The 17,283-nt window shown below is 66.5% G+C and carries 22 protein-coding genes; 10 read left to right on the top strand and 12 right to left on the bottom strand.

Annotated elements, in window-relative coordinates:
• Nucleotides 1-23 precede the first annotated feature (23 nt).
• The 5 genes from EV665_RS13950 to sdhC form a co-directional block, all read right to left on the bottom strand.
• Nucleotides 24-566 carry an AprI/Inh family metalloprotease inhibitor gene (locus tag EV665_RS13950; RefSeq protein ID WP_133034541.1) on the bottom strand — a complete coding sequence of 181 codons (543 nt, stop codon included), beginning with the start codon at nucleotides 564-566 and terminating at the stop codon, nucleotides 24-26.
• A 143-nt stretch (nucleotides 567-709) separates the two neighbouring features.
• On the bottom strand, nucleotides 710-1,489 hold the full coding sequence (locus tag EV665_RS13945) for a succinate dehydrogenase iron-sulfur subunit (protein ID WP_064331748.1): 780 nt from the start codon (nucleotides 1,487-1,489) through the stop codon (nucleotides 710-712).
• A gap of 18 nt (nucleotides 1,490-1,507) precedes the next feature.
• Nucleotides 1,508-3,349, bottom strand: coding sequence for a succinate dehydrogenase flavoprotein subunit (sdhA, locus tag EV665_RS13940; RefSeq protein ID WP_064331749.1), 1,842 nt, complete (start codon nucleotides 3,347-3,349; stop codon nucleotides 1,508-1,510).
• 6 nt (nucleotides 3,350-3,355) lie between these two features.
• Entirely contained in the window at nucleotides 3,356-3,736 is a 381-nt protein-coding gene (gene sdhD, locus EV665_RS13935; protein WP_064331750.1) for a succinate dehydrogenase, hydrophobic membrane anchor protein, read from the bottom strand.
• A gap of 10 nt (nucleotides 3,737-3,746) precedes the next feature.
• Nucleotides 3,747-4,139, bottom strand: a complete 393-nt coding sequence (sdhC, locus tag EV665_RS13930) for a succinate dehydrogenase, cytochrome b556 subunit (RefSeq protein WP_064331751.1) — start codon at nucleotides 4,137-4,139, stop codon at nucleotides 3,747-3,749.
• Nucleotides 4,140-4,439: 300 nt separating this feature from the next.
• Between sdhC and EV665_RS13925 the strand changes: the two genes are divergently transcribed.
• Nucleotides 4,440-4,898: a hypothetical protein gene (locus EV665_RS13925; protein ID WP_133034540.1), complete on the top strand. Its 459-nt coding sequence runs from the start codon at nucleotides 4,440-4,442 to the stop codon at nucleotides 4,896-4,898.
• Nucleotides 4,899-4,913: 15 nt separating this feature from the next.
• On the opposite strand, the gene EV665_RS13920 is transcribed toward EV665_RS13925, so the two are convergent.
• From EV665_RS13920 to tsaD, 5 genes are all read right to left on the bottom strand, one after another.
• Entirely contained in the window at nucleotides 4,914-5,576 is a 663-nt protein-coding gene (locus EV665_RS13920; protein ID WP_133034539.1) for a class I SAM-dependent methyltransferase, read from the bottom strand.
• A gap of 64 nt (nucleotides 5,577-5,640) precedes the next feature.
• Nucleotides 5,641-6,072 carry an EVE domain-containing protein gene (locus EV665_RS13915; protein ID WP_064331754.1) on the bottom strand — a complete coding sequence of 144 codons (432 nt, stop codon included), beginning with the start codon at nucleotides 6,070-6,072 and terminating at the stop codon, nucleotides 5,641-5,643.
• Nucleotides 6,073-6,077: 5 nt separating this feature from the next.
• A complete protein-coding gene (locus EV665_RS13910) occupies nucleotides 6,078-6,371 on the bottom strand; it encodes a YciI-like protein (RefSeq protein WP_050745545.1) in 294 nt (97 codons plus the stop codon).
• 34 nt (nucleotides 6,372-6,405) lie between these two features.
• The gene (locus EV665_RS13905; protein WP_064331756.1) at nucleotides 6,406-7,392 is read right to left on the bottom strand and encodes an NAD(P)H-dependent glycerol-3-phosphate dehydrogenase; all 987 of its coding nucleotides are present in this window, start codon (nucleotides 7,390-7,392) and stop codon (nucleotides 6,406-6,408) included.
• Nucleotides 7,389-8,483, bottom strand: coding sequence for a tRNA (adenosine(37)-N6)-threonylcarbamoyltransferase complex transferase subunit TsaD (tsaD, locus tag EV665_RS13900; RefSeq protein ID WP_133034538.1), 1,095 nt, complete (start codon nucleotides 8,481-8,483; stop codon nucleotides 7,389-7,391). The genes EV665_RS13905 and tsaD overlap by 4 nt, the downstream gene beginning before the upstream one ends.
• 73 nt (nucleotides 8,484-8,556) lie before the next feature.
• Here tsaD and hemC point away from each other — a divergent pair, with 73 nt between their 5' ends.
• The 8 genes from hemC to EV665_RS13860 all read left to right on the top strand — a co-directional run bounded on the left by hemC (nucleotide 8,557) and on the right by EV665_RS13860 (nucleotide 15,342).
• Entirely contained in the window at nucleotides 8,557-9,486 is a 930-nt protein-coding gene (gene hemC, locus EV665_RS13895) for a hydroxymethylbilane synthase (protein WP_133034537.1), read from the top strand.
• Nucleotides 9,487-9,491: 5 nt separating this feature from the next.
• Nucleotides 9,492-10,217, top strand: coding sequence for a uroporphyrinogen-III synthase (locus EV665_RS13890; RefSeq protein WP_162853058.1), 726 nt, complete (start codon nucleotides 9,492-9,494; stop codon nucleotides 10,215-10,217).
• Nucleotides 10,218-10,315: 98 nt separating this feature from the next.
• Nucleotides 10,316-11,590 (top strand): COG4223 family protein, encoded by a 1,275-nt coding sequence (locus EV665_RS13885; RefSeq protein ID WP_133034535.1) that lies wholly within the window; start codon nucleotides 10,316-10,318, stop codon nucleotides 11,588-11,590.
• 13 nt (nucleotides 11,591-11,603) lie between these two features.
• Entirely contained in the window at nucleotides 11,604-13,211 is a 1,608-nt protein-coding gene (locus EV665_RS13880) for a heme biosynthesis protein HemY (protein WP_133034534.1), read from the top strand.
• 180 nt (nucleotides 13,212-13,391) lie between these two features.
• Nucleotides 13,392-13,877 (top strand): tellurite resistance TerB family protein, encoded by a 486-nt coding sequence (locus EV665_RS13875; RefSeq protein WP_133034533.1) that lies wholly within the window; start codon nucleotides 13,392-13,394, stop codon nucleotides 13,875-13,877.
• A gap of 3 nt (nucleotides 13,878-13,880) precedes the next feature.
• Complete coding sequence (locus EV665_RS13870; protein ID WP_064331763.1) at nucleotides 13,881-14,597, top strand: glutamine amidotransferase; 717 nt, start codon at nucleotides 13,881-13,883, stop codon at nucleotides 14,595-14,597.
• Between the two features lie 125 nt (nucleotides 14,598-14,722).
• On the top strand, nucleotides 14,723-15,019 hold the full coding sequence (locus EV665_RS13865; RefSeq protein ID WP_133034532.1) for a YggT family protein: 297 nt from the start codon (nucleotides 14,723-14,725) through the stop codon (nucleotides 15,017-15,019).
• Entirely contained in the window at nucleotides 15,016-15,342 is a 327-nt protein-coding gene (locus tag EV665_RS13860) for a DUF167 domain-containing protein (RefSeq protein WP_133034531.1), read from the top strand. The genes EV665_RS13865 and EV665_RS13860 overlap by 4 nt, the downstream gene beginning before the upstream one ends.
• Nucleotides 15,343-15,346: 4 nt before the next feature.
• Here EV665_RS13860 and ppa read toward each other — a convergent pair whose 3' ends face one another.
• Nucleotides 15,347-15,883: an inorganic diphosphatase gene (gene ppa / locus EV665_RS13855; RefSeq protein ID WP_064331766.1), complete on the bottom strand. Its 537-nt coding sequence runs from the start codon at nucleotides 15,881-15,883 to the stop codon at nucleotides 15,347-15,349.
• A 135-nt stretch (nucleotides 15,884-16,018) separates the two neighbouring features.
• On the opposite strand from ppa, the gene EV665_RS13850 reads away from it, so the two are divergent.
• Nucleotides 16,019-16,624: a hypothetical protein gene (locus EV665_RS13850; RefSeq protein WP_133034530.1), complete on the top strand. Its 606-nt coding sequence runs from the start codon at nucleotides 16,019-16,021 to the stop codon at nucleotides 16,622-16,624.
• Nucleotides 16,625-16,627: 3 nt separating this feature from the next.
• Here the strand turns inward: EV665_RS13850 and EV665_RS13845 are convergent, their stop codons facing one another.
• Nucleotides 16,628-17,134: a GNAT family N-acetyltransferase gene (locus tag EV665_RS13845; protein ID WP_064331768.1), complete on the bottom strand. Its 507-nt coding sequence runs from the start codon at nucleotides 17,132-17,134 to the stop codon at nucleotides 16,628-16,630.
• Nucleotides 17,135-17,283 lie beyond the last annotated feature (149 nt).

Here is a 17,283-nt window from a genome sequence, read left to right as displayed (position 1 = left end):
GTGTCGGTGTCGCCAGGGCGGGTTCAGCGCGAAAGGCTGACGGACTGGCCGGAATTGGTCGAACCGTCGAAACGGGCATCGGCCGTCTTGTAGAGGCGGGCGATGGCATTGCCGTTGCGGTCCTTCAGCACGACCTGCTTGCCGGCGACTTCCCAGGAGCCCATCGTCGTCAGCTCGCCCGCGCAGCCGCGCGTGCCGCCGCGCGAGCCGCTGCCGAGATTGGTGAGCGTCAGGAACATGTCGCAGGAGGACGCGCCGCTTGCCACGCGCCAGTTGCCGACCATGGATTCCTTGGTGACGTCGAGCGCCGTCGCGGCTGCCGCATCCGCCGCGCCGCCGGCAATACCCGTGCCGGTCGCCATTGCCGTGTCGGTCGTCGGCTTTTCGGGGAACTGCGAGGTATCGGTCGTCGGATCGGGCAGCTGGCTGGAGGAGACGCTGCCGATCGGCTGGGCCTGCAGCGGCGTGATGTTCTGCTGGGTATTGACGCTGTCCATCGACGTGCGCTGGCAACCGGCCAGAGCAAGCGCCATCATCAGCCCGCCTGCCACATGGTGAATCCGCATGTCGTTACTCCCGATATCTGCCCGATACTGCTGCTGTGCAGCAATTTCCGCCGAATTAACGTGAATCGCCCGCACGAATCAAGACGAAACGGCCCGAATAACCGGGCCGCCTCCTCACGTTTCATGAATGCCTATCATATGGGTCAGAGCCGGCGCTCGACCAGCATCTTCTTGATTTCGCCGATCGCCTTGGCCGGGTTCAGCCCCTTCGGGCAGGCCTGGGCACAGTTCATGATCGTGTGGCAGCGATAGAGGCGGAAGGGATCTTCCAGGTTGTCGAGGCGTTCGCCGGTGGCTTCGTCGCGGCTGTCGATCAGCCAGCGATAGGCCTGGAGCAGCACGGCCGGGCCGAGATAACGGTCGCCGTTCCACCAGTAGCTCGGACAGGACGTCGAGCAGCAGGCGCAGAGAATGCACTCGTAGAGGCCGTCGAGCTTGAGGCGGTCCTCATGGCTCTGCTTCCACTCCTTCGCCGGCGTCGGCGACACGGTCTTCAGCCAGGGCTCGATCGAGCGGTGCTGGGCGTAGAAGTTCGTGAGGTCGGGAACGAGGTCCTTGACGACCGGCATGTGCGGCAGCGGATAGACCTTCACCGCACCCGTGATCTCATCCATGCCCTTGGTGCAGGCGAGCGTGTTGGTGCCGTCGATGTTCATGGCGCAGGAGCCGCAGATGCCCTCGCGGCAGGAGCGGCGCAGCGTCAGCGTCGGGTCGATCTTGTTCTTGATGTAGAGCAGCGCGTCGAGCACCATCGGGCCGCAATCGTCGACATCGATGTAGAAGGTGTCGATCGACGGGTTCTTGCCGTCATCGGGGTTCCAGCGGTAGATGCGGAACTCACGGGTGTTCGTGGCGCCTTCCGGCTTCGGCCAGACCTTGCCTTCGGTCATCTGCGAGTTTTTCGGGAGAGCGAGTTCAACCATGTCCTGTTCTCCTCGGGATCAGTAGACGCGGGCCTTGGGCTCGATCTTCTTGGGATCGATCCCGTCCGCGATAAGGTCGGTGTGAACAGGGCGATAGTCGAGCGTCACGTCGCCCGCCTCGTTCACCCAGGACAGCGTGTGCTTGCGCCAGTTGACGTCGTCGCGGCCGCCGAGCGGGCCGGTTGCATAGTCCTCGCGGGCATGCGAGCCGCGGCTCTCCTTGCGGGCCTCGGCGCCGTAGACGGTGGTGATGGCGTTGGCCATCAGGTTCTCCAGCTCCAGCGTCTCGACGAGATCGGAGTTCCAGATCATCGAGCGGTCGGTGACCTTGATGTCCGGCAGTTCCTTCCAGATGTCCGTCATGCGGCGGCAGCCGCTTTCCAACGATTCCTGGGTGCGGAACACGGCGGCGTCTTCCTGCATGGTGCGCTGCATCTTGTCGCGCAGGATCGCCGTCGGCGTGCCGCCATTGGCGTTCCGGAGGCGATCGAAGCGATCCATGATCCGGTCGCAGGCGGCGACGTCCAGCGCCGGCACCGCCTCGTTGCGGTCGATCACCTGGCCGGCGCGGATCGCGGCGGCCCGGCCGAAGACCACGAGGTCGATCAGCGAGTTGGAGCCGAGGCGGTTGGCGCCGTGCACCGAGGCGCAGCCCGCCTCGCCCACCGCCATCAGGCCGGGCGCGATGCGCTCCGGGTTCTGGCTGTCGGCGTTCAGCACCTCGCCCCAGTAATTCGTGGGAATGCCGCCCATATTGTAGTGGACGGTCGGCAGGACCGGGATCGGCTCGCGCGTCACGTCGACGCCGGCGAAGATCTTCGCGCTCTCGGAAATGCCCGGCAGGCGTTCGTGCAGAACGGCCGGATCGAGATGGTCGAGATGCAGGAAGATGTGGTCCTTGTTCTTGCCGACGCCGCGGCCTTCGCGGATTTCCATCGTCATGCAGCGCGAGACGACGTCGCGCGAAGCGAGGTCCTTCGCCGACGGCGCATAGCGCTCCATGAAGCGCTCGCCCTCGGAATTGACGAGATAGCCGCCCTCGCCGCGGGCACCCTCGGTGATGAGGCAGCCGGCGCCGTAGATGCCGGTCGGGTGGAACTGCACGAACTCCATGTCCTGCAGCGGCAGGCCGGCGCGCGCGATCATGCCGCCGCCGTCGCCCGTGCAGGTGTGGGCCGAGGTGGCCGAGAAATAGGCGCGGCCGTAGCCGCCGGTCGCCAGCACCACCATCTTGGCCGCGAAGCGGTGGATCGTTCCGTCGTCGAGGTTCCAGGCGACGACGCCGGTGCAGCGGCCGTCGGCCGACATGATCAGGTCGAGCGCGAAATATTCGATGAAGAATTCCGCGTTGTTGCGCAGCGACTGGCCATAGAGCGTGTGCAGGATGGCGTGACCGGTACGGTCGGCGGCCGCGCAGGTTCGCTGCACCGGCGGCCCCTCGCCATAGTTCTGCATGTGACCGCCGAACGGGCGCTGGTAGATCTTGCCTTCCGCATTGCGCGAGAAGGGCACGCCGTAGTGCTCCAGCTCATAGACCGCCTTCGGCGCTTCCATGGCGAGATACTGCATGGCATCGACATCACCGAGCCAGTCGGAACCCTTGACGGTGTCGTAGAGGTGCCACTGCCAGCTGTCCGGCGTCATGTTCCTGAGCGAGGCTGCGATGCCGCCCTGGGCGGCGACGGTGTGCGAGCGCGTCGGGAAGACCTTGGTGATGCAGGCCGTCTTGAGGCCCTGCTCGGCCATGCCGAGCGTGGCGCGCAGGCCCGCGCCGCCGGCACCGACGACGATCACGTCGAAGGAATGGTCCACGTAATTATAGGCCTTGCCGTTGGCCGCCGGGGAGGAGATCGCTGCCATGATGGATTATCCTGCGAAAGCGATTTTGAGGACGGCGAAAAGACAGAGCCCGCCGACCAGGATCGCGAAGAAGGTGTTGAGCATGAGGAGGGCGATCTTCACCCCTTCCGCATGCACGTAGTCCTCGATGATGACCTGCATGCCGAGCTTCATGTGGATGAGGCCGGAGACGACGACGAGACCCATGAGGACGGCGACAATCGGGTGCGACAGCGCGGCCGTCACCTCCTGATAGGAAGCGCCGTTGTAGCAGATCAGGAAACCGACGAAGAACAGGAGAAGCGGAACGTTGGCGACGGCCGTCAGGCGCTGGCGCCAGAAATGCTCCGTGCCGTCCTTTGCCGAGCCGAGGCCGCGAACCTTGCCGAGGGGAGTGCGCATATCCATGAAACTCTCCTCAGCGTGCCAGATAGCCGGCAACCCAGACCAGCACCGTCAGGGCGACGGAGACGAACGGGGTCACGATGGCGAGCTTGGTGTTGAAATGCTTCTCGTAGCCGCGGCCCATGTCCCACATGAAGTGGCGAAGACCGCCCAGCATGTGGTGCATCAGCGCCCAGGTATAGCCGAAGAGCACGAGACGGCCGATCAGCGTGCCGAAGAACCAGTTGACCCAGTCGAAATAGGCCTCGCCCGAGGCGGCGGCGATCAGCCACCAGGCGACGAGCACCGTACCGAAGTAAAGGGCGGCACCGGTTATGCGATGCACGATGGACATGACCATCGTCGGGATCGGCTTGTAGACTTGGAGATGCGGCGAGAGCGGCCGGCTTCGAGTGACATTCGCCATCTGAACCTCACGGAACCCCGGAGAGCCATAAACTGGACAAATTTTCTCCGGAATTGCAGTATGTTGTGCACAATGCAGTGATTGCGACGTTTAATCACCGGAAAGCGGAACCACAAGCCTTCTTGCAGTGCAAAATGAATTTAATCGATTAAGCGACCTGCCGCGTTTGTGCCATTCCGGGACGCGCCCCGCCAATTAACGATAACGGGAAAATTCATAACCAAATCCGTGACTTTTGCCGGGCGCTGCCCCATCTTGCCGTTAAGGATCTGTTAAGCGTAATCCGGAAGGCAGGACAGAATGACTCTGTTTTCAGCGTCCCATGCGACCAAAGTTCTAGCGCTTGCGGTCGCCCTTGCAGCCGGCGGCATGACGGCCGCCGCGGCCCGCGACCGCAGCCCCGATATCGGCTGGTCGGACAAGTCCGACACGGACTGGTCGAAAGGCCGCTTCATCGGCCGCAGCATCGAGCGGCGCGAGCACCGCGACTGGCGCCCGCGCGACCGAGACGACCGCCGGGTGGAGCGGCATCGCGACCGCCACTGGCGCAAGGACCGCAATTTCTACGGCGGCGCCCTCTCGGCCTATCGCGACCCCGGCAACGGCATCTATTTCTATATCGACCGGGATCGCTATTACGACGACCTGATCGATGCCCCCCTCGTCGAAAACCGCGGGTCGAAGGTCATCGTGGTGACGCCGGGGCAGAACGGGTGTTCCTGGGAAGCCGGCGTCTGCGTCATCCGCCCGGGCCCCTGACGGCAACGACAAGCGTTACGCTCTTGCCGGGCTTTCGCAAAAACGCCAGACCGTCGTCTTCTTGACCTCGCTGTCCTCCAGCGCCCGCGTCACCGGCACCGTATAGATGGCGAGCGTCTCCATGCGCTCGCGCGGGCAATAGGCCCGGCCGGGATCGCCGACGAGCACCAGCGCACCCCGCGCCGCAAGCGCCGAGAACCAGGGAATGAGCATGTCGGCAAAACCGCGGTCATAGAAGACGTCGCCGGCCAGAACGACATCCCAGCCCTCGTCCCGGCCGACCATGTCTTCGGCAGTATAAGCGAGATCGACGCCGTTCAGGGCGGCGTTCAGGCGGATCGCGGTCCTGCTCCAGGGATCGATATCCGCCGCCAGCACCGCCGCAGCGCCGGAAAGCCGCGCCGCGATGCCGACAAGGCCGGAGCCGCTGGCAAAATCCAGCACCGACTTGCCGGCCACCAGCGCCGGATGATCCAGCACATGGCGAGCAAGCCCCTGCCCGCCCGCCCAGGCGAAGGCCCAGAAGGGTGGCGGCAGGCCGATCTCCTCCAGTTCCTCCTCGGTCTTCAGCCAGAGGTCGTGCGCCTCGGTGGCAAGATGCAGCGTCACCTCCGGCACATGCGGCGGTGAGAGCACATCGGTATTGTCGCGGATGAAGACCTCGGGATCCGTTTTCACAAGGGGATCGCTCCGAGCGGCGGAAGCCGGTTTTCCCAGGAAGCGATGCGAAAAACAGACGGCATCAGCGCGGCGGCTTGTCGAGACCACCCATGCGGCAGACCTCGATCCATTCGTCCTCGGTCACCGGCTGCACCGACAGGCGCATGGAGGTGACGAGCGACATGTTGGCGAGCTTCGGGTTGGCCTTGACGTCCTTCAGCGAGACCGGCCTCGGCATGTCGCACACGGCGCGGATGTCGACGCAATCCCAGCGCGGGTCCTCGCCGGCCGTCGAATCGGGATGCGACAGGCCGCAGACCTCGGTGATGCCGACGACCTCCAGCCCCTCGTTGGAGTGGTAGAAGAAGCCCTTGTCGCCGATCTTCATGGCCCGCATGTTGTTGCGCGCCTGGTAGTTGCGCACGCCGTCCCATTCTTCGCCGGCCTCCCCTTTCGACTTCAGCTTCTCCCAGGAGAACTTGAAGGGTTCCGACTTGTACAGCCAATATGCCATGCGGATCAGGCCTCCGGATTGTTGAAGACCCAGTTCCAGGCCTTCACCTCGACAGAAGCGAAGAGGCCGGCCTTGGCATAGGGATCGTTCTCCGCGATCTGCCGGGCCTCTTCGATCGTCTCGGCCTTGACCACGACGAGGCTGCCGGTCGGCTTGCCGTCATCGCCGAGGAAGGGGCCGGCGAAGGCGAGCTTGCCGTCGGCATTGAGGCCGTTCAGGTAGGCGAGGTGATCCGGGCGCGTATCGAGGCGCACCTGCAGCGCGCCGGGCTTGTCCTGGCAGAGAAATGCGAAATGCATGAAACGATCCTTCCTTCTGTTCCTGGCCGCTGTGTCATTCCTGGGTGATCGGGCGCGTCATCAATTGCCCGATGGCGGTCTTCACGTCGAGGCTGCCATCGATGATGCGGGCAACCGCATCGGTGATCGGCATGTCGATGCCCTTCTGCGCGGCAACGCCCGAGGCGACCGAGGCGGCAAAGGCGCCCTCCACAAGATCGCCCGACCAGCCGGCGGCGTCGCCATCACGGCCGAGCGCGATGCCGAAGCGCAGGTTGCGCGACTGGTGGCTCGTTCCCGTCAGCACGAGGTCGCCGAGGCCGGAGAGCCCCGTGACCGTGGCGCCCTCCCCGCCATGGGCCGCGACGAAGCGCGACAGTTCCGCAAGCCCGCGCGAAATCAGCGCCGCCCGTGCCGAATCGCCAAGCTCGGCCCCCTCGATGATGCCGCAGGCGATCGCCAGCACATTCTTCAGCGCGCCGCCGAGCTGCACGCCGATGCGGTCGGTCGAGGGATAGAGACGGAAGGTCGGCCCCGAAAGGGCCTGCGCCAGCCAGGCGCCGGTCTCGGCCGTGCGCGCGGCGATCACCATCGCCGTCGGCAGGCCCTTCGCGATGTCGGCGGCAAAGCCGGGGCCGGAGAGCACGGCGATCTCGCGGCCCGGAAGCTCTTCTTCCAGCACCTCCGTCAGCAGCCGCCCGGTGCCCTTTTCCATGCCCTTGGCGCAGATCACCACGGCCGTGCCCGGCGCGAGCAGGGGCGCAAGGGAGCGCGCCGCCTCGCGCTGGGCCTGCGAGGGCATGGCGAACAGCACGATGCCGGCGCCGCGGATCGCCGCCGCATCGGCGCTGAAGGAAAGGGTCGGCGGCAGGTCGATGCCGGGAAGCGCCTTTTCGTTGCGCCGCGAGGCGCGCATCAGGTCGACGGCCGCCGCGTCGCGGCCGATCAGCGTGACGTCGCCGGCGCTTGCCGCGGCCACGCTCGCCAGCGCCGTGCCGAAGGCACCCGCGCCGATGACGGCGATCCTCGGAGTGCTGCTCATGCCTTGGCTCCCCGCTTGCCGGATCCCAGGACCGTCGCCGCCTCGCGGTCGAGCGGCCAGCGCGAGCGCGGCGCGACGGCAAGGTCATCGGGCGCGAAACCGGCCGCCATGCGCTCCAGGCCCGCCCAGGCGATCATGGATGCATTGTCGGTGCACAGCGCCAGCGGCGGGGCGATGAAGCGGAATTTATGCTTGTCGCACAGCGCCTGCAGGGTCGCGCGCAGCTCCGCATTGGCCGCCACCCCGCCGGCAACGACCAGCGCCGGCGTCTCGACATCCGGAAAAAGCGTGCGGAACCGTTCGAGGCCGCGGCCGATGCGGTCCTTCAGCGTGCGCGAGACGGCGCGCTGGAAGGAGGCGCAGATATCGGCGACGTCCTGCTCCGTCACCGGCTCGATGGACTGCGCGGCCTGCCGCACCGCCGTCTTGAGGCCGGAAAAGGAGAAATCGAGCCGCGCCTCGCCGACGAGCGGCCGCGGAAAGGTGAACCGCTCGGGGTTACCCGTCTTCGCCATGCGCTCCACCGCCGGGCCGCCCGGATAGGGCAGGCCGAGCAGCTTGGCCGTCTTGTCGAAGGCTTCGCCGAGCGCGTCGTCGATCGTCGTGCCCCAGCGCTCGTAGTCGTCGACGCCGCGCACCAGGACGAGCTGGGTATGGCCACCGGAGACGAGCAGCATCAGGTAGGGAAAGGAGAGCCCGTCCGTCAGCCGCGCCGTCAGCGCATGGCCTTCCAGATGATTGACGGCATAGAGCGGCTTGCCCGTCGCCCGGGCGATCGCCTTGCCGGTCATCAGCCCGACGATGAGCCCGCCGATCAGCCCCGGCCCGCTCGTCGCGGCAATGGCATCGACATCGTCAAGCGAGCGCCCGGCCCGCAGCAGCGCCTCGGAAATCAGGCTGTCGAGCGCTTCCACATGGGCGCGTGCGGCGATCTCCGGCACCACGCCGCCATAGGCGCTGTGCTCTTCGAGCTGGCTCAGCACCACCTCGCCGAGGATCTCGCCCCGGCCTTCCGCATCGCGCGCGACCACGGCCGCGGCGGTCTCGTCGCAGCTCGTTTCGATGCCCAGAATGGTCAGATGGGACGACATGAAGCACTAGGATTGATTGCGATGGGCCGGAAACCCGGTTACGAGACATCCCGGTAACAACGGATCAAGGCGGATGCAAACAAAACCTTTCAGGATCGGCACGCGGGGCAGCCCGCTGGCGCTCGCCCAGGCCTACGAGACCCGTTCGCGCCTGATGGCGGCCCATGGCCTGCCCGAAGACATGTTCGAGATCGTCGTGCTCTCGACCAAGGGCGACCGCATCACCGACCGCTCGCTGGCGCTGATCGGCGGCAAGGGCCTGTTCACCGAGGAGATCGAGGCGCAGCTCTCCTCCGGCGAGCTCGATTTCGCCGTGCACTCTTCCAAGGACATGCCGACGAAGCTGCCGGAGGGACTACACCTCTCCGCCTTCCTGCCGCGCGAGGACGTGCGCGATGCGTTCATCGGCCGCAGCGTCGCCCGCCTGCTCGACCTGCCGCAGGGTGCGACCGTCGGCTCCGCCTCGCTCCGCCGCCAGGCACTCATCCGGCGTCTTCGGCCCGATCTCAACGTCATCGTCTTCCGCGGCCAGGTCGATACCCGCCTTGGCAAGCTCGCCGAAGGCCAGGCGGATGCGACGCTGCTCGCCTATGCCGGCCTGAAACGCCTCGGCAAGCTCGACGTGCCGACGGAAATCCTCGATCCCGTCTCCTTTCCACCCGCCCCCGCGCAGGGCGCGATCTGCATCGAGAGCCGCATCGGCGACAAGGGCACGGAAAGCCTGCTTGCCGCCATCGACGACCGCGCGACGCGCGCGGCGGTCTCCTGCGAACGCGGCTTCCTTGCCACGCTCGACGGCTCCTGTCGCACGCCGATCGCCGGCTATGCGACTGTCGAGGGCGGGCATCTCCAGTTCCGCGGCATGATCCTGACGCCGGACGGCAGCCGGTTCCACGAGATCGAGACGAGCGGCCCGGCAAGCGAGGCCGGACGGCTCGGCGAGACGGCGGGACAGGCGATCCGCGAGAAGGCGGGAGCGGACTTCTTCGAAAGCTGGGGCTGAACCGCGTGCGCGTCCTCGTCCTTCGCCCGGAACAGACGGCGGCCCGCACCGCCCGCAAGCTCGCGGCGCTGGGCCACGAGACCGTCTGCCTGCCGCTGTCGAAGCCCGAGCACGATCTTGATGCGGTGAAGGCGGCGCTCGCGGAGCGGCACTCGGCCATCGCCATCACCAGCGCGGAGGTGGCGCGCCTCTTCGGCCGTCTTGGCGATGCGATCGACCGCCACCTCCTGACCACGGTCTTCTCGGTCGGTCAGGCCTCGGCGGATGCCGCCAGCGCGGCCGGCTTTCGCACCGTGCTCACCCCCGGCGGCGACGGCAGGGACCTTGCCGACATGATCGTCGCGCATTGCCGGGATTTCGGCATGCCGGCCGAACCGATCCTCTATCTCGCCGGCGTGCCGCGCGCGCGCAGCTTCGAGGCGCGCCTCGCCGAAGCCGGCATTCCGTTCCGCACCGTGGAGGCCTACCGCATGGTGCCCGTCGTCCCGCGCCGCACGGAGGCGGAGGCCGCGCTTCTCAAGCCGGTGCCGGATGCCGTGCTGTTCTATTCCGGCGAAAGCGCGCGGGCCTTCTTCACGCTTTCCCCGCTCGTGGAGATTCCCGAGCGCTTCCTCTCGACGCTGATGCTCTGCATGAGCGCGAATGTCGCCAAAGCCGTGCCGCAGCGCTTTGCCGCATCCACCGTCATCGCCTCGTCGCCCAACGAGGAGAGCCTGCTGGATCTGCTCTAAGGGCAGACGACGGCGGAGGAATTTGCCGCAAGGGTCTTTCCCTCGCTGGCTTCCCTGTCTACGTTTAATGCAATGCACATGAACGCCAGGAGGTCGCCATGGAACCGGAAACCCCGTCCCGTCGCAAGAAGGCAGGCGACGAACCCGTGACGATCGACCTCGAAGCGGTTCCCGCCTCCGTCAGCGACGAGGCGCTGGCGGCCGAGGACGCGGCGACAACCGAAACGCCGGAAAACCAGGTACCGGAAACCTCCGAAACGGTAACGGCGGAACCCGCGGCGGCCGAAACCGCCGCCGAGCCCGCCGAGGAAAAGGCCGAGCCGATCGAACCTGCCCGCACGACCTACGAGGAGCCGGTGCGCGCCGAAACGCCACCGCCACCGCAGCGCAGCAATGCCGGCACGCTGGCGGCCGGCATTCTCGGCGGCCTGATCGCACTCCTGGGCGCCGGCAGCCTGCAATATGGCGGCTACCTGCCGACGCTCGGGCCCGACCGGGCGGGCGAATCCGACGCCGTCGCCACCCTGTCGAACGAGGTGGAGGCCCTGAAGACGCGGCTTTCCGAAACCTTGGCCGAAGCCCCGGTCGCAAACCCGGTCGATCTCCAGCCGATCGAGACGCGGATCGCCGCGCTGGAAAAATCGGCAGGTGAGAACACCGCCACCGCCGGTGCAAGCCCGGAAGCCGTCAGCAAGCTCGAAGGCGACGTGACCCGGCTGACGACGGAACTTGCGGCGCTGCGCGAGGCCATCGCGCGCACCACCGAAGCGGTCAGCGCGACGGAAAACCAGCTTGCCGAACGCATCGCCGCCGCCGAGCAGAAGCTCGACGAGCCGCGCAGCGACATCGAGATGGCGCGGGCCGTGGCCGCCAGCGCGCTGAAGACCGCGATCGACCGCGGCGGCCCCTATCTCGCCGAACTGGAGGCCTTCGCCAGCATCTCGCCGGACGATCCGTCCCTTGCCGGCCTGCGCGAACACGCCGCCATCGGCGTACCGTCGCGCTCGGATCTCGTGCGCGATTTCCAGGGAACGGCCGATGCCATCCTCGATGCCGTGCACCAGCCGGAAGGCGACGAAGGCATCTTCAACCGCCTGATGGCGAGCGCCGCCTCGGCGATCCGCGTGCGCCCCGTCGGCAGCATCGAGGGCGATACGCCGGAAGCGATTGTCGCGCGCATCGAGAACAAGCTGCAGAACGGCGATTTCAAAGGCGCGCAGATCGAATGGCAGACCCTGCCGGAGAAAGGCCAGAGCGCGGCGGCCGACTACAAGCGCAAGCTCGACGAACGTGTCACCGTGGAGGGCCTGATCGGCACCGTCGTTTCCGGCGCCCTGAACGGCACGACCGGCACCGCTGGCAACCAGGGCTGAGGAGACAGGCTTCATGATTCGCATTCTGGTCTTCGCCCTCTTCGTCCTCGCGCTCGCCGCCGGCTTCGCCTGGCTTGCCGACCGTCCCGGCGAGCTCTCCATCATCTGGCAGGGCCAGCGGGCCGACATGAGCCTGATGGTCGCCGCCACGCTCGTCGTCTCGTTGGTCGCCGCCGTGATGTTCTCCTGGTGGATCGTGCGCGTCGTGTGGACATCGCCGCACTCGATCCAGCGTTATTTCCGCGCCCGCAAGCGCGACCGCGGCTACCAGGCGCTCTCCACCGGCCTCATCGCCGCCGGCGCGGGCGATGCCGCCGGTGCGCGGAAGATGCTGGGACGCACGAAGGGCCTGCTCAGCGCCGACCAGGAGCCGCTCATCCACCTGCTCGAGGCGCAGGCGGCGATGATCGAGGGCCGCTATGACGACGCGCGCCGCAAATTCGAGCTGATGGCGGATGATCCGGAAACGCGCGAACTCGGCCTGCGCGGCCTCTATCTGGAGGCCCGCCGGCTCGGTGCCAACGAGGCCGCCCGGCAATATGCCGAACGTGCCGCGGAAAAGGCCCCGCAGCTTCCCTGGGCGGCGGAAGCCGCGCTGGAATATCGCTCCGAAGCCGGGGACTGGGACGAGGCGCTGAAACTTCTCGGCGACGGCCGCTCCGGCTCGGCCGAGGAGAAGAAGACGCATGCCCGCCGCAAGGTGGTGCTGCTGACGGCCCGCGCCGCCGCAAGGCTCGATGCCGATCCGAAGGGCGCGCGCGAGGACGCCCAGCAGGCATTGAAGCTCGACGAGACCTTCGTGCCCGCCGGCCTCATCGCGGCCAAGGCCTATCTGCGCGAGGACAACCTGCGCAAGGCCGCCGCCATCCTGGAAAAACTCTGGAAGACCACGGCCCATGGCGATGTCGCGAAACTCTATGTCCGTGCGCGCAGCGGCGATTCGGCGACCGACCGCCTGAAGCGGGCGGAAAAGCTCGAAGCGATGCGCCCGAACAATGCCGAAGCGCTCTATGCCGTCGCGGAAGCCGCGCTGGAAACGCGCGACTTCGCGCTCGCTCGCAGCAAGGCCGAAGCGGCCGCCCGCCTGTCGCCCCGCGAAAGCGCCTTCCTGCTGCTCGCCGACATCGAGGATGCCGAGACGGGCGACCAGGGCCGCATCCGCCACTGGATGAACCAGGCGCTGAAGGCACCGCGCGATCCGGCCTGGACGGCCGACGGCATCACGGCACCGGAATGGCGGGCCGTCTCGCCGGTCACCGGCCGCCTCGACGCCTTCGAGTGGAAGACGCCGGTCAGCCCGCTCGACGGACCGATCGAGGAAGGCTCGACCGCCGCCGTTGACGAGGCGCTCCGCACCCTGCCGCCGCTTGCCATCGAGGCCAAGCCCGCCGCACGGGTCGAAGAGATCGCAAAGGTCGAGACGGTGGAAGTCGTGCAAAAGCCCGTCGTCGTCGCCACGGTGGTGGAGGCTGCGCCGGTGAAGGCGGCAACACCGGAAAAGGTCAGGGAGACGGTGGCCGCAGAGGAAGAGGAGCGCCCCTTCTTCGGCCTGCCGGATGATCCGGGCGTCAAGGAAGGCGCCGTCAAGCGGGACGGGACGAGCGGCTTCCGGCTGTTCTAGGGCATGTCCGGCCGAAGCGGCATCGCCTCGGCGTGGGACAATGCGGTGAAAACAAGAAGCTGGAGCAATTCCGGTTCAGCGGGATCGCTCCAAACTGAAGGCTGACGGACGAAGGCGGCGTTTTCGCTGATCGGAAAGATGCGGAAACCTTCCAGGGCTTGAGGAACGGGGCGACACTGAATGTTCGAACGCTTGCAGCAGTTTCTGGCGAGCCTTTCCGGTGGTGACAGACCGACCTTTGCTGCCGACGACCCGCGTGTCGCGGTCATGGCGCTGTGCATCCAGGTGATGGAAGCGGACGGCAAGATCCTCGATGTCGAGAAGAAGGCGCTGCGCGCCCGCTTGAAGGAATTCTACGGCCTCGACGAGACCGAGCTCGACGCGCTGGTTGCCGCCGGCACCGATGCGGAGAGCGAGGCGATCGATTTCTTCCGCTTCACCTCGGAGCTGAAGCGCCAGCTTTCCGAGGAGCAGCGCGTCGACCTGATCGGCCTGCTCTGGGAGATCGTCTATGCCGACGGCGAGCGCAGCGAGATGGAGGACCATGCCATCTGGCGCATCGCGGACCTGCTCGGCGTCTCCGGCCGGGAGCGCATCATGAAGCGGCAGGAAGTGGCCGAACGCGTGGGCGCCGCGGCAGGTCCGGAGCAGCCGGACGAAGGCTGAGCCATGCTCGATTTTCCGCACAAGCCGCGCCGCAAGCGCCCCGTCCTGATCGTCCTGCATCAGGAGACCTCCAGCCCCGGCCGCGTCGGGCAGATCCTCCAGGCGATGGGCCATGCGCTGGATATCCGCCGCCCCGTGCTCGGCGATCCGCTGCCCGCCACGCTGTCCCATCATGCGGGCGCGGTCGTCTTCGGCGGGCCGATGAGCGCCAATGACGACGAGGCCTATGTGCGCGCGGAGATCGACTGGCTCTCCGTGCCCCTTGCCGAGAACCGCCCCTTCCTCGGCATATGCCTTGGCGCGCAGATGCTGGTGAAGAACCTCGGCGGCACGGTTTTCGGCCATGCGGAGGGCTGGACCGAGATCGGCTGGTATCCGCTGGCGGCGACGCAGGCGGGCTCGGCGCTGATGGCCTGGCCGGACATGGTCTACCAGTTCCATCGCGAGGGCTTCGACCTGCCGCGGGACGCGACGCTGCTCGCCACCGGCCACCACTACGAGAACCAGGCCTTCCGCTACGGCGACAATGCCTGGGGCATCCAGTTCCACGGCGAACTGACGCTCGCCATGATGCATCGCTGGGTGGTGCGCGGCGCGCACCGTTTCGAATTGCCGGGCGCACAGGCCGGCCGCGCCCATCTCGACGGGCGCCTCCTGCACGATGCGGCGCTCCGCCTCTGGATGACGTCCTTCCTCGAGCGCATCTTCCACGAGGCCTGAGGGCGCTTGCCGCGACGGCGTCGGGCCCCGCGCCATTAAACATGTTGCCGCACCGCCCGGCGCCCGGCCTTGCTGGCAGGGCGCGCAATGGCTACATGTCGAGACGAAACCAATTGGAGACATCAATGATAGCGGTCATCAACACCCTATTGTTCATCATCAGCATAGCGTGGTTCCTGGTGATCGCCTCGGCGATCTTCTCCTGGCTCTATGCCTTCAACGTCATCAACGCGAACAATCAGGTGATCGCGACCATCGGCCGCTCGCTCTACCAGCTGACCGAACCGATCTACCGCCCGATCCGCCGCGTCCTGCCGAATTTCGGCGGCGTCGACCTTTCGCCGCTCGTCGTGCTCGTCATCCTGTTCTTCCTGGAGCAGGTGATCCGCAGCGTGCTGGCGCCGGCCCTCCTGGCGCCGTGACCGAACAGGCCGGCGCCGCGCTCCGCCGCCATGGCGATCATGTGCGCCTGACGGTGCGGCTGACGCCGAACGGCGGGCGCGATGCGATCGACGGCTGGGAAACCGGCGCCGACGGCGAGCGCTACCTCAAGGCCCGCGTCAGTGATCCGCCCGACAAGGGCAGGGCGAACAAGGCGCTGGTGGCGCTGATTGCCAAGGCGGCCGGCGTGGCCAAGTCCGCTGTGCGCCTTGTCAGCGGCGACACCCAGAGAAAGAAAATCCTCCGGATCGACGGCGATCCGGAGGACATCGTTTCAAGACTTGAAGGCGCCGGAGCGCGCTGAGCGCTTACTTCTTGCTCGCCTGATAACGCTCGACGGCTTCCAGGATCATCTTCTTGGCGACGGTAACGTCCTGCCAGCCGGCGATCTTCACCCACTTGCCGGGCTCCAGATCCTTGTAGTGCTCGAAGAAGTGCTCGATCTGCTTCAGCGTGATCTCCGGCAGGTCGGTGTAGTTCTCGACCTTGTCGTAGCGGCGCGTCAGCTTCGGCACCGGCACGGCGATGATCTTCTCGTCCTTGCCGCCATCGTCTTCCATGACCATGACGCCGATCGGGCGCACGTTGATGACACAGCCCGGAACGAGCGGGCGGGTGTTGGCGATCAGCACGTCGATCGGGTCGCCGTCTTCCGAGAGCGTGTGCGGCACGAAGCCGTAATTGCCGGGATAGGTCATCGGCGTGTAGAGGAAACGGTCGACGACGAGGGCGCCGGCTTCCTTGTCCATCTCATACTTGATCGGATGGCCGCCGACCGGCACCTCGACAATGACGTTCACGTCGTCCGGCGGGTTCTTGCCAACGGAAATCGCATCGATACGCATGGGGGGCTCCCTCAGGTGGAATGGTTCGGTTCGCGGGCTTCCTAATGCGAATCCCATTGCAGTGCAACATGACTTTCGCCGGAGGCGAATAGACGAGCTCCGTGCCCCGTCTCCATGAAGACCGGAGGATGATCCATGCGCCTGATGCCCCTTCTCTTTGTCGCCGCCCTCGCCGCTTCGGCCGCCCAGGCCAACGAGAGCGCCTATTCCGACCGCAATCTCGACGCCTGCAAGACGCTCTCGCAGGAGGACGAAGGCCCGAGCATCACCCTTGAATGCGCCGGCTACAAGGATTTTCCGGTTTACTTCAAGGAAGGCGACCTCCGCCAGAGCCAGGCCTACGGCCCGGTCGGCAAGGCCTGGCTGGACGAGGCCTTCGAGAGCTTCGGTCCGTTCAACCACACCAATGCCACGATCGAATGGCGGCTTGCGGCGGATGGAAAACCGGTCGCGGCCATCGTGCGCTGGTTCGTCTCCGACCCGGAGACCACGAGCGACACCGATACACGCTATGGCCAGGTCCTCGTCGTCTCGACGGTCGCGACGGCGCAGAACCCGACAAGCTGCGTCGTCGGCTATGTCGACGCCCTGGAGAACAAGGACGCCAATATCCTCGCCCGCAAGGTGGCGGACGAGGAGGCGCATGACTTCGCCTGCGGCATGGCCGAGCCGCAATGGCACGGCGCGCGCGGCAGGCTGGCCGGCGAACCGATGCGGTATCTGCCGCAGGCGGTCGAATAGGGTTCAGGGCCAGACGAAACCGAGCTTCTTCAGTTCCTTGTCGCCGAAATTCTCCATGCCCTCGGCGATGTCGCGCCCGCCGGCGGAGCGGAAGAAGCGTTCGGCATGCTCGCTGTCCTCCAGGCACCAGACGATCAGGCCTTCGCAGCCGAGCGACTTCAGAAGCCGCCGCGCCTCGCCGAAGAGCAGCCGGCCAAGACCGATGCCCTGGTATTCCGGCCGCAGGTAGAGTTCGTAGATCTCGCCTTCCTGCGGCAGCGCCCGGGCCCGATTGAGGCCGAGCGTGGCATAACCCGCCACCGTGCCGGCGACGTCGAGCACCAGCAAGGTCGCAGGACCCCGCGTCGCCTTGCGCCACCAGGTCTCACCGCGGCGGTCGACCATCTGTATAAGCGGCTTGTGCGGGATGAGACCGCCATAGGCCTGCAGCCACGATATCCGATGCGTCTCGGATATCGCACGTGCATCCTGCGGCTCGGCGCGCCGCACATCGATCGACAGTGTTTTCATAACACGACTCATATTCCGGCACCGATTCCACCGGAATCCCGCGGGGCATGGAGGCTTCCTTTGCCCACAGGCGAGTTCCGGGCGGCACGCCGAAAAGTTAACGCTTTTTTAACAAACGTCACAAGTCGTAAAACGATGACACACACATG

This window comes from Shinella granuli, from assembly GCF_004341885.1.
Classification (GTDB): Bacteria; Pseudomonadota; Alphaproteobacteria; order Rhizobiales; family Rhizobiaceae; genus Shinella; species Shinella granuli.
This window is presented reverse-complemented; position numbering and strand designations above follow the sequence as displayed.

Excerpts from the sequence above, each read along its gene's own strand:
- EV665_RS13910 (WP_050745545.1), bottom strand. The coding sequence starts at position 6,371 with ATGCATTTCGCATTTCTCTGCCAGGACAAGCCCGGCGCGCTGCAGGTG.
- sdhC (WP_064331751.1), bottom strand. The coding sequence starts at position 4,139 with ATGGCGAATGTCACTCGAAGCCGGCCGCTCTCGCCGCATCTCCAAGTC.
- EV665_RS13950 (WP_133034541.1), bottom strand. The coding sequence starts at position 566 with ATGCGGATTCACCATGTGGCAGGCGGGCTGATGATGGCGCTTGCTCTG.
- tsaD (WP_133034538.1), bottom strand. The coding sequence starts at position 8,483 with ATGTCGTCCCATCTGACCATTCTGGGCATCGAAACGAGCTGCGACGAG.
- EV665_RS13905 (WP_064331756.1), bottom strand. The coding sequence starts at position 7,392 with ATGAGCAGCACTCCGAGGATCGCCGTCATCGGCGCGGGTGCCTTCGGC.
- ppa (WP_064331766.1), bottom strand. The coding sequence starts at position 15,883 with ATGCGTATCGATGCGATTTCCGTTGGCAAGAACCCGCCGGACGACGTG.
- EV665_RS13885 (WP_133034535.1), top strand. The coding sequence starts at position 10,316 with ATGGAACCGGAAACCCCGTCCCGTCGCAAGAAGGCAGGCGACGAACCC.
- hemC (WP_133034537.1), top strand. The coding sequence starts at position 8,557 with ATGCAAACAAAACCTTTCAGGATCGGCACGCGGGGCAGCCCGCTGGCG.
- EV665_RS13875 (WP_133034533.1), top strand. The coding sequence starts at position 13,392 with ATGTTCGAACGCTTGCAGCAGTTTCTGGCGAGCCTTTCCGGTGGTGAC.
- EV665_RS13870 (WP_064331763.1), top strand. The coding sequence starts at position 13,881 with ATGCTCGATTTTCCGCACAAGCCGCGCCGCAAGCGCCCCGTCCTGATC.
- sdhA (WP_064331749.1), bottom strand. The coding sequence starts at position 3,349 with ATGGCAGCGATCTCCTCCCCGGCGGCCAACGGCAAGGCCTATAATTAC.
- EV665_RS13865 (WP_133034532.1), top strand. The coding sequence starts at position 14,723 with ATGATAGCGGTCATCAACACCCTATTGTTCATCATCAGCATAGCGTGG.
- EV665_RS13945 (WP_064331748.1), bottom strand. The coding sequence starts at position 1,489 with ATGGTTGAACTCGCTCTCCCGAAAAACTCGCAGATGACCGAAGGCAAG.
- EV665_RS13915 (WP_064331754.1), bottom strand. The coding sequence starts at position 6,072 with ATGGCATATTGGCTGTACAAGTCGGAACCCTTCAAGTTCTCCTGGGAG.
- EV665_RS13850 (WP_133034530.1), top strand. The coding sequence starts at position 16,019 with ATGCGCCTGATGCCCCTTCTCTTTGTCGCCGCCCTCGCCGCTTCGGCC.
- sdhD (WP_064331750.1), bottom strand. The coding sequence starts at position 3,736 with ATGGATATGCGCACTCCCCTCGGCAAGGTTCGCGGCCTCGGCTCGGCA.
- EV665_RS13845 (WP_064331768.1), bottom strand. The coding sequence starts at position 17,134 with ATGAAAACACTGTCGATCGATGTGCGGCGCGCCGAGCCGCAGGATGCA.
- EV665_RS13880 (WP_133034534.1), top strand. The coding sequence starts at position 11,604 with ATGATTCGCATTCTGGTCTTCGCCCTCTTCGTCCTCGCGCTCGCCGCC.
- EV665_RS13925 (WP_133034540.1), top strand. The coding sequence starts at position 4,440 with ATGACTCTGTTTTCAGCGTCCCATGCGACCAAAGTTCTAGCGCTTGCG.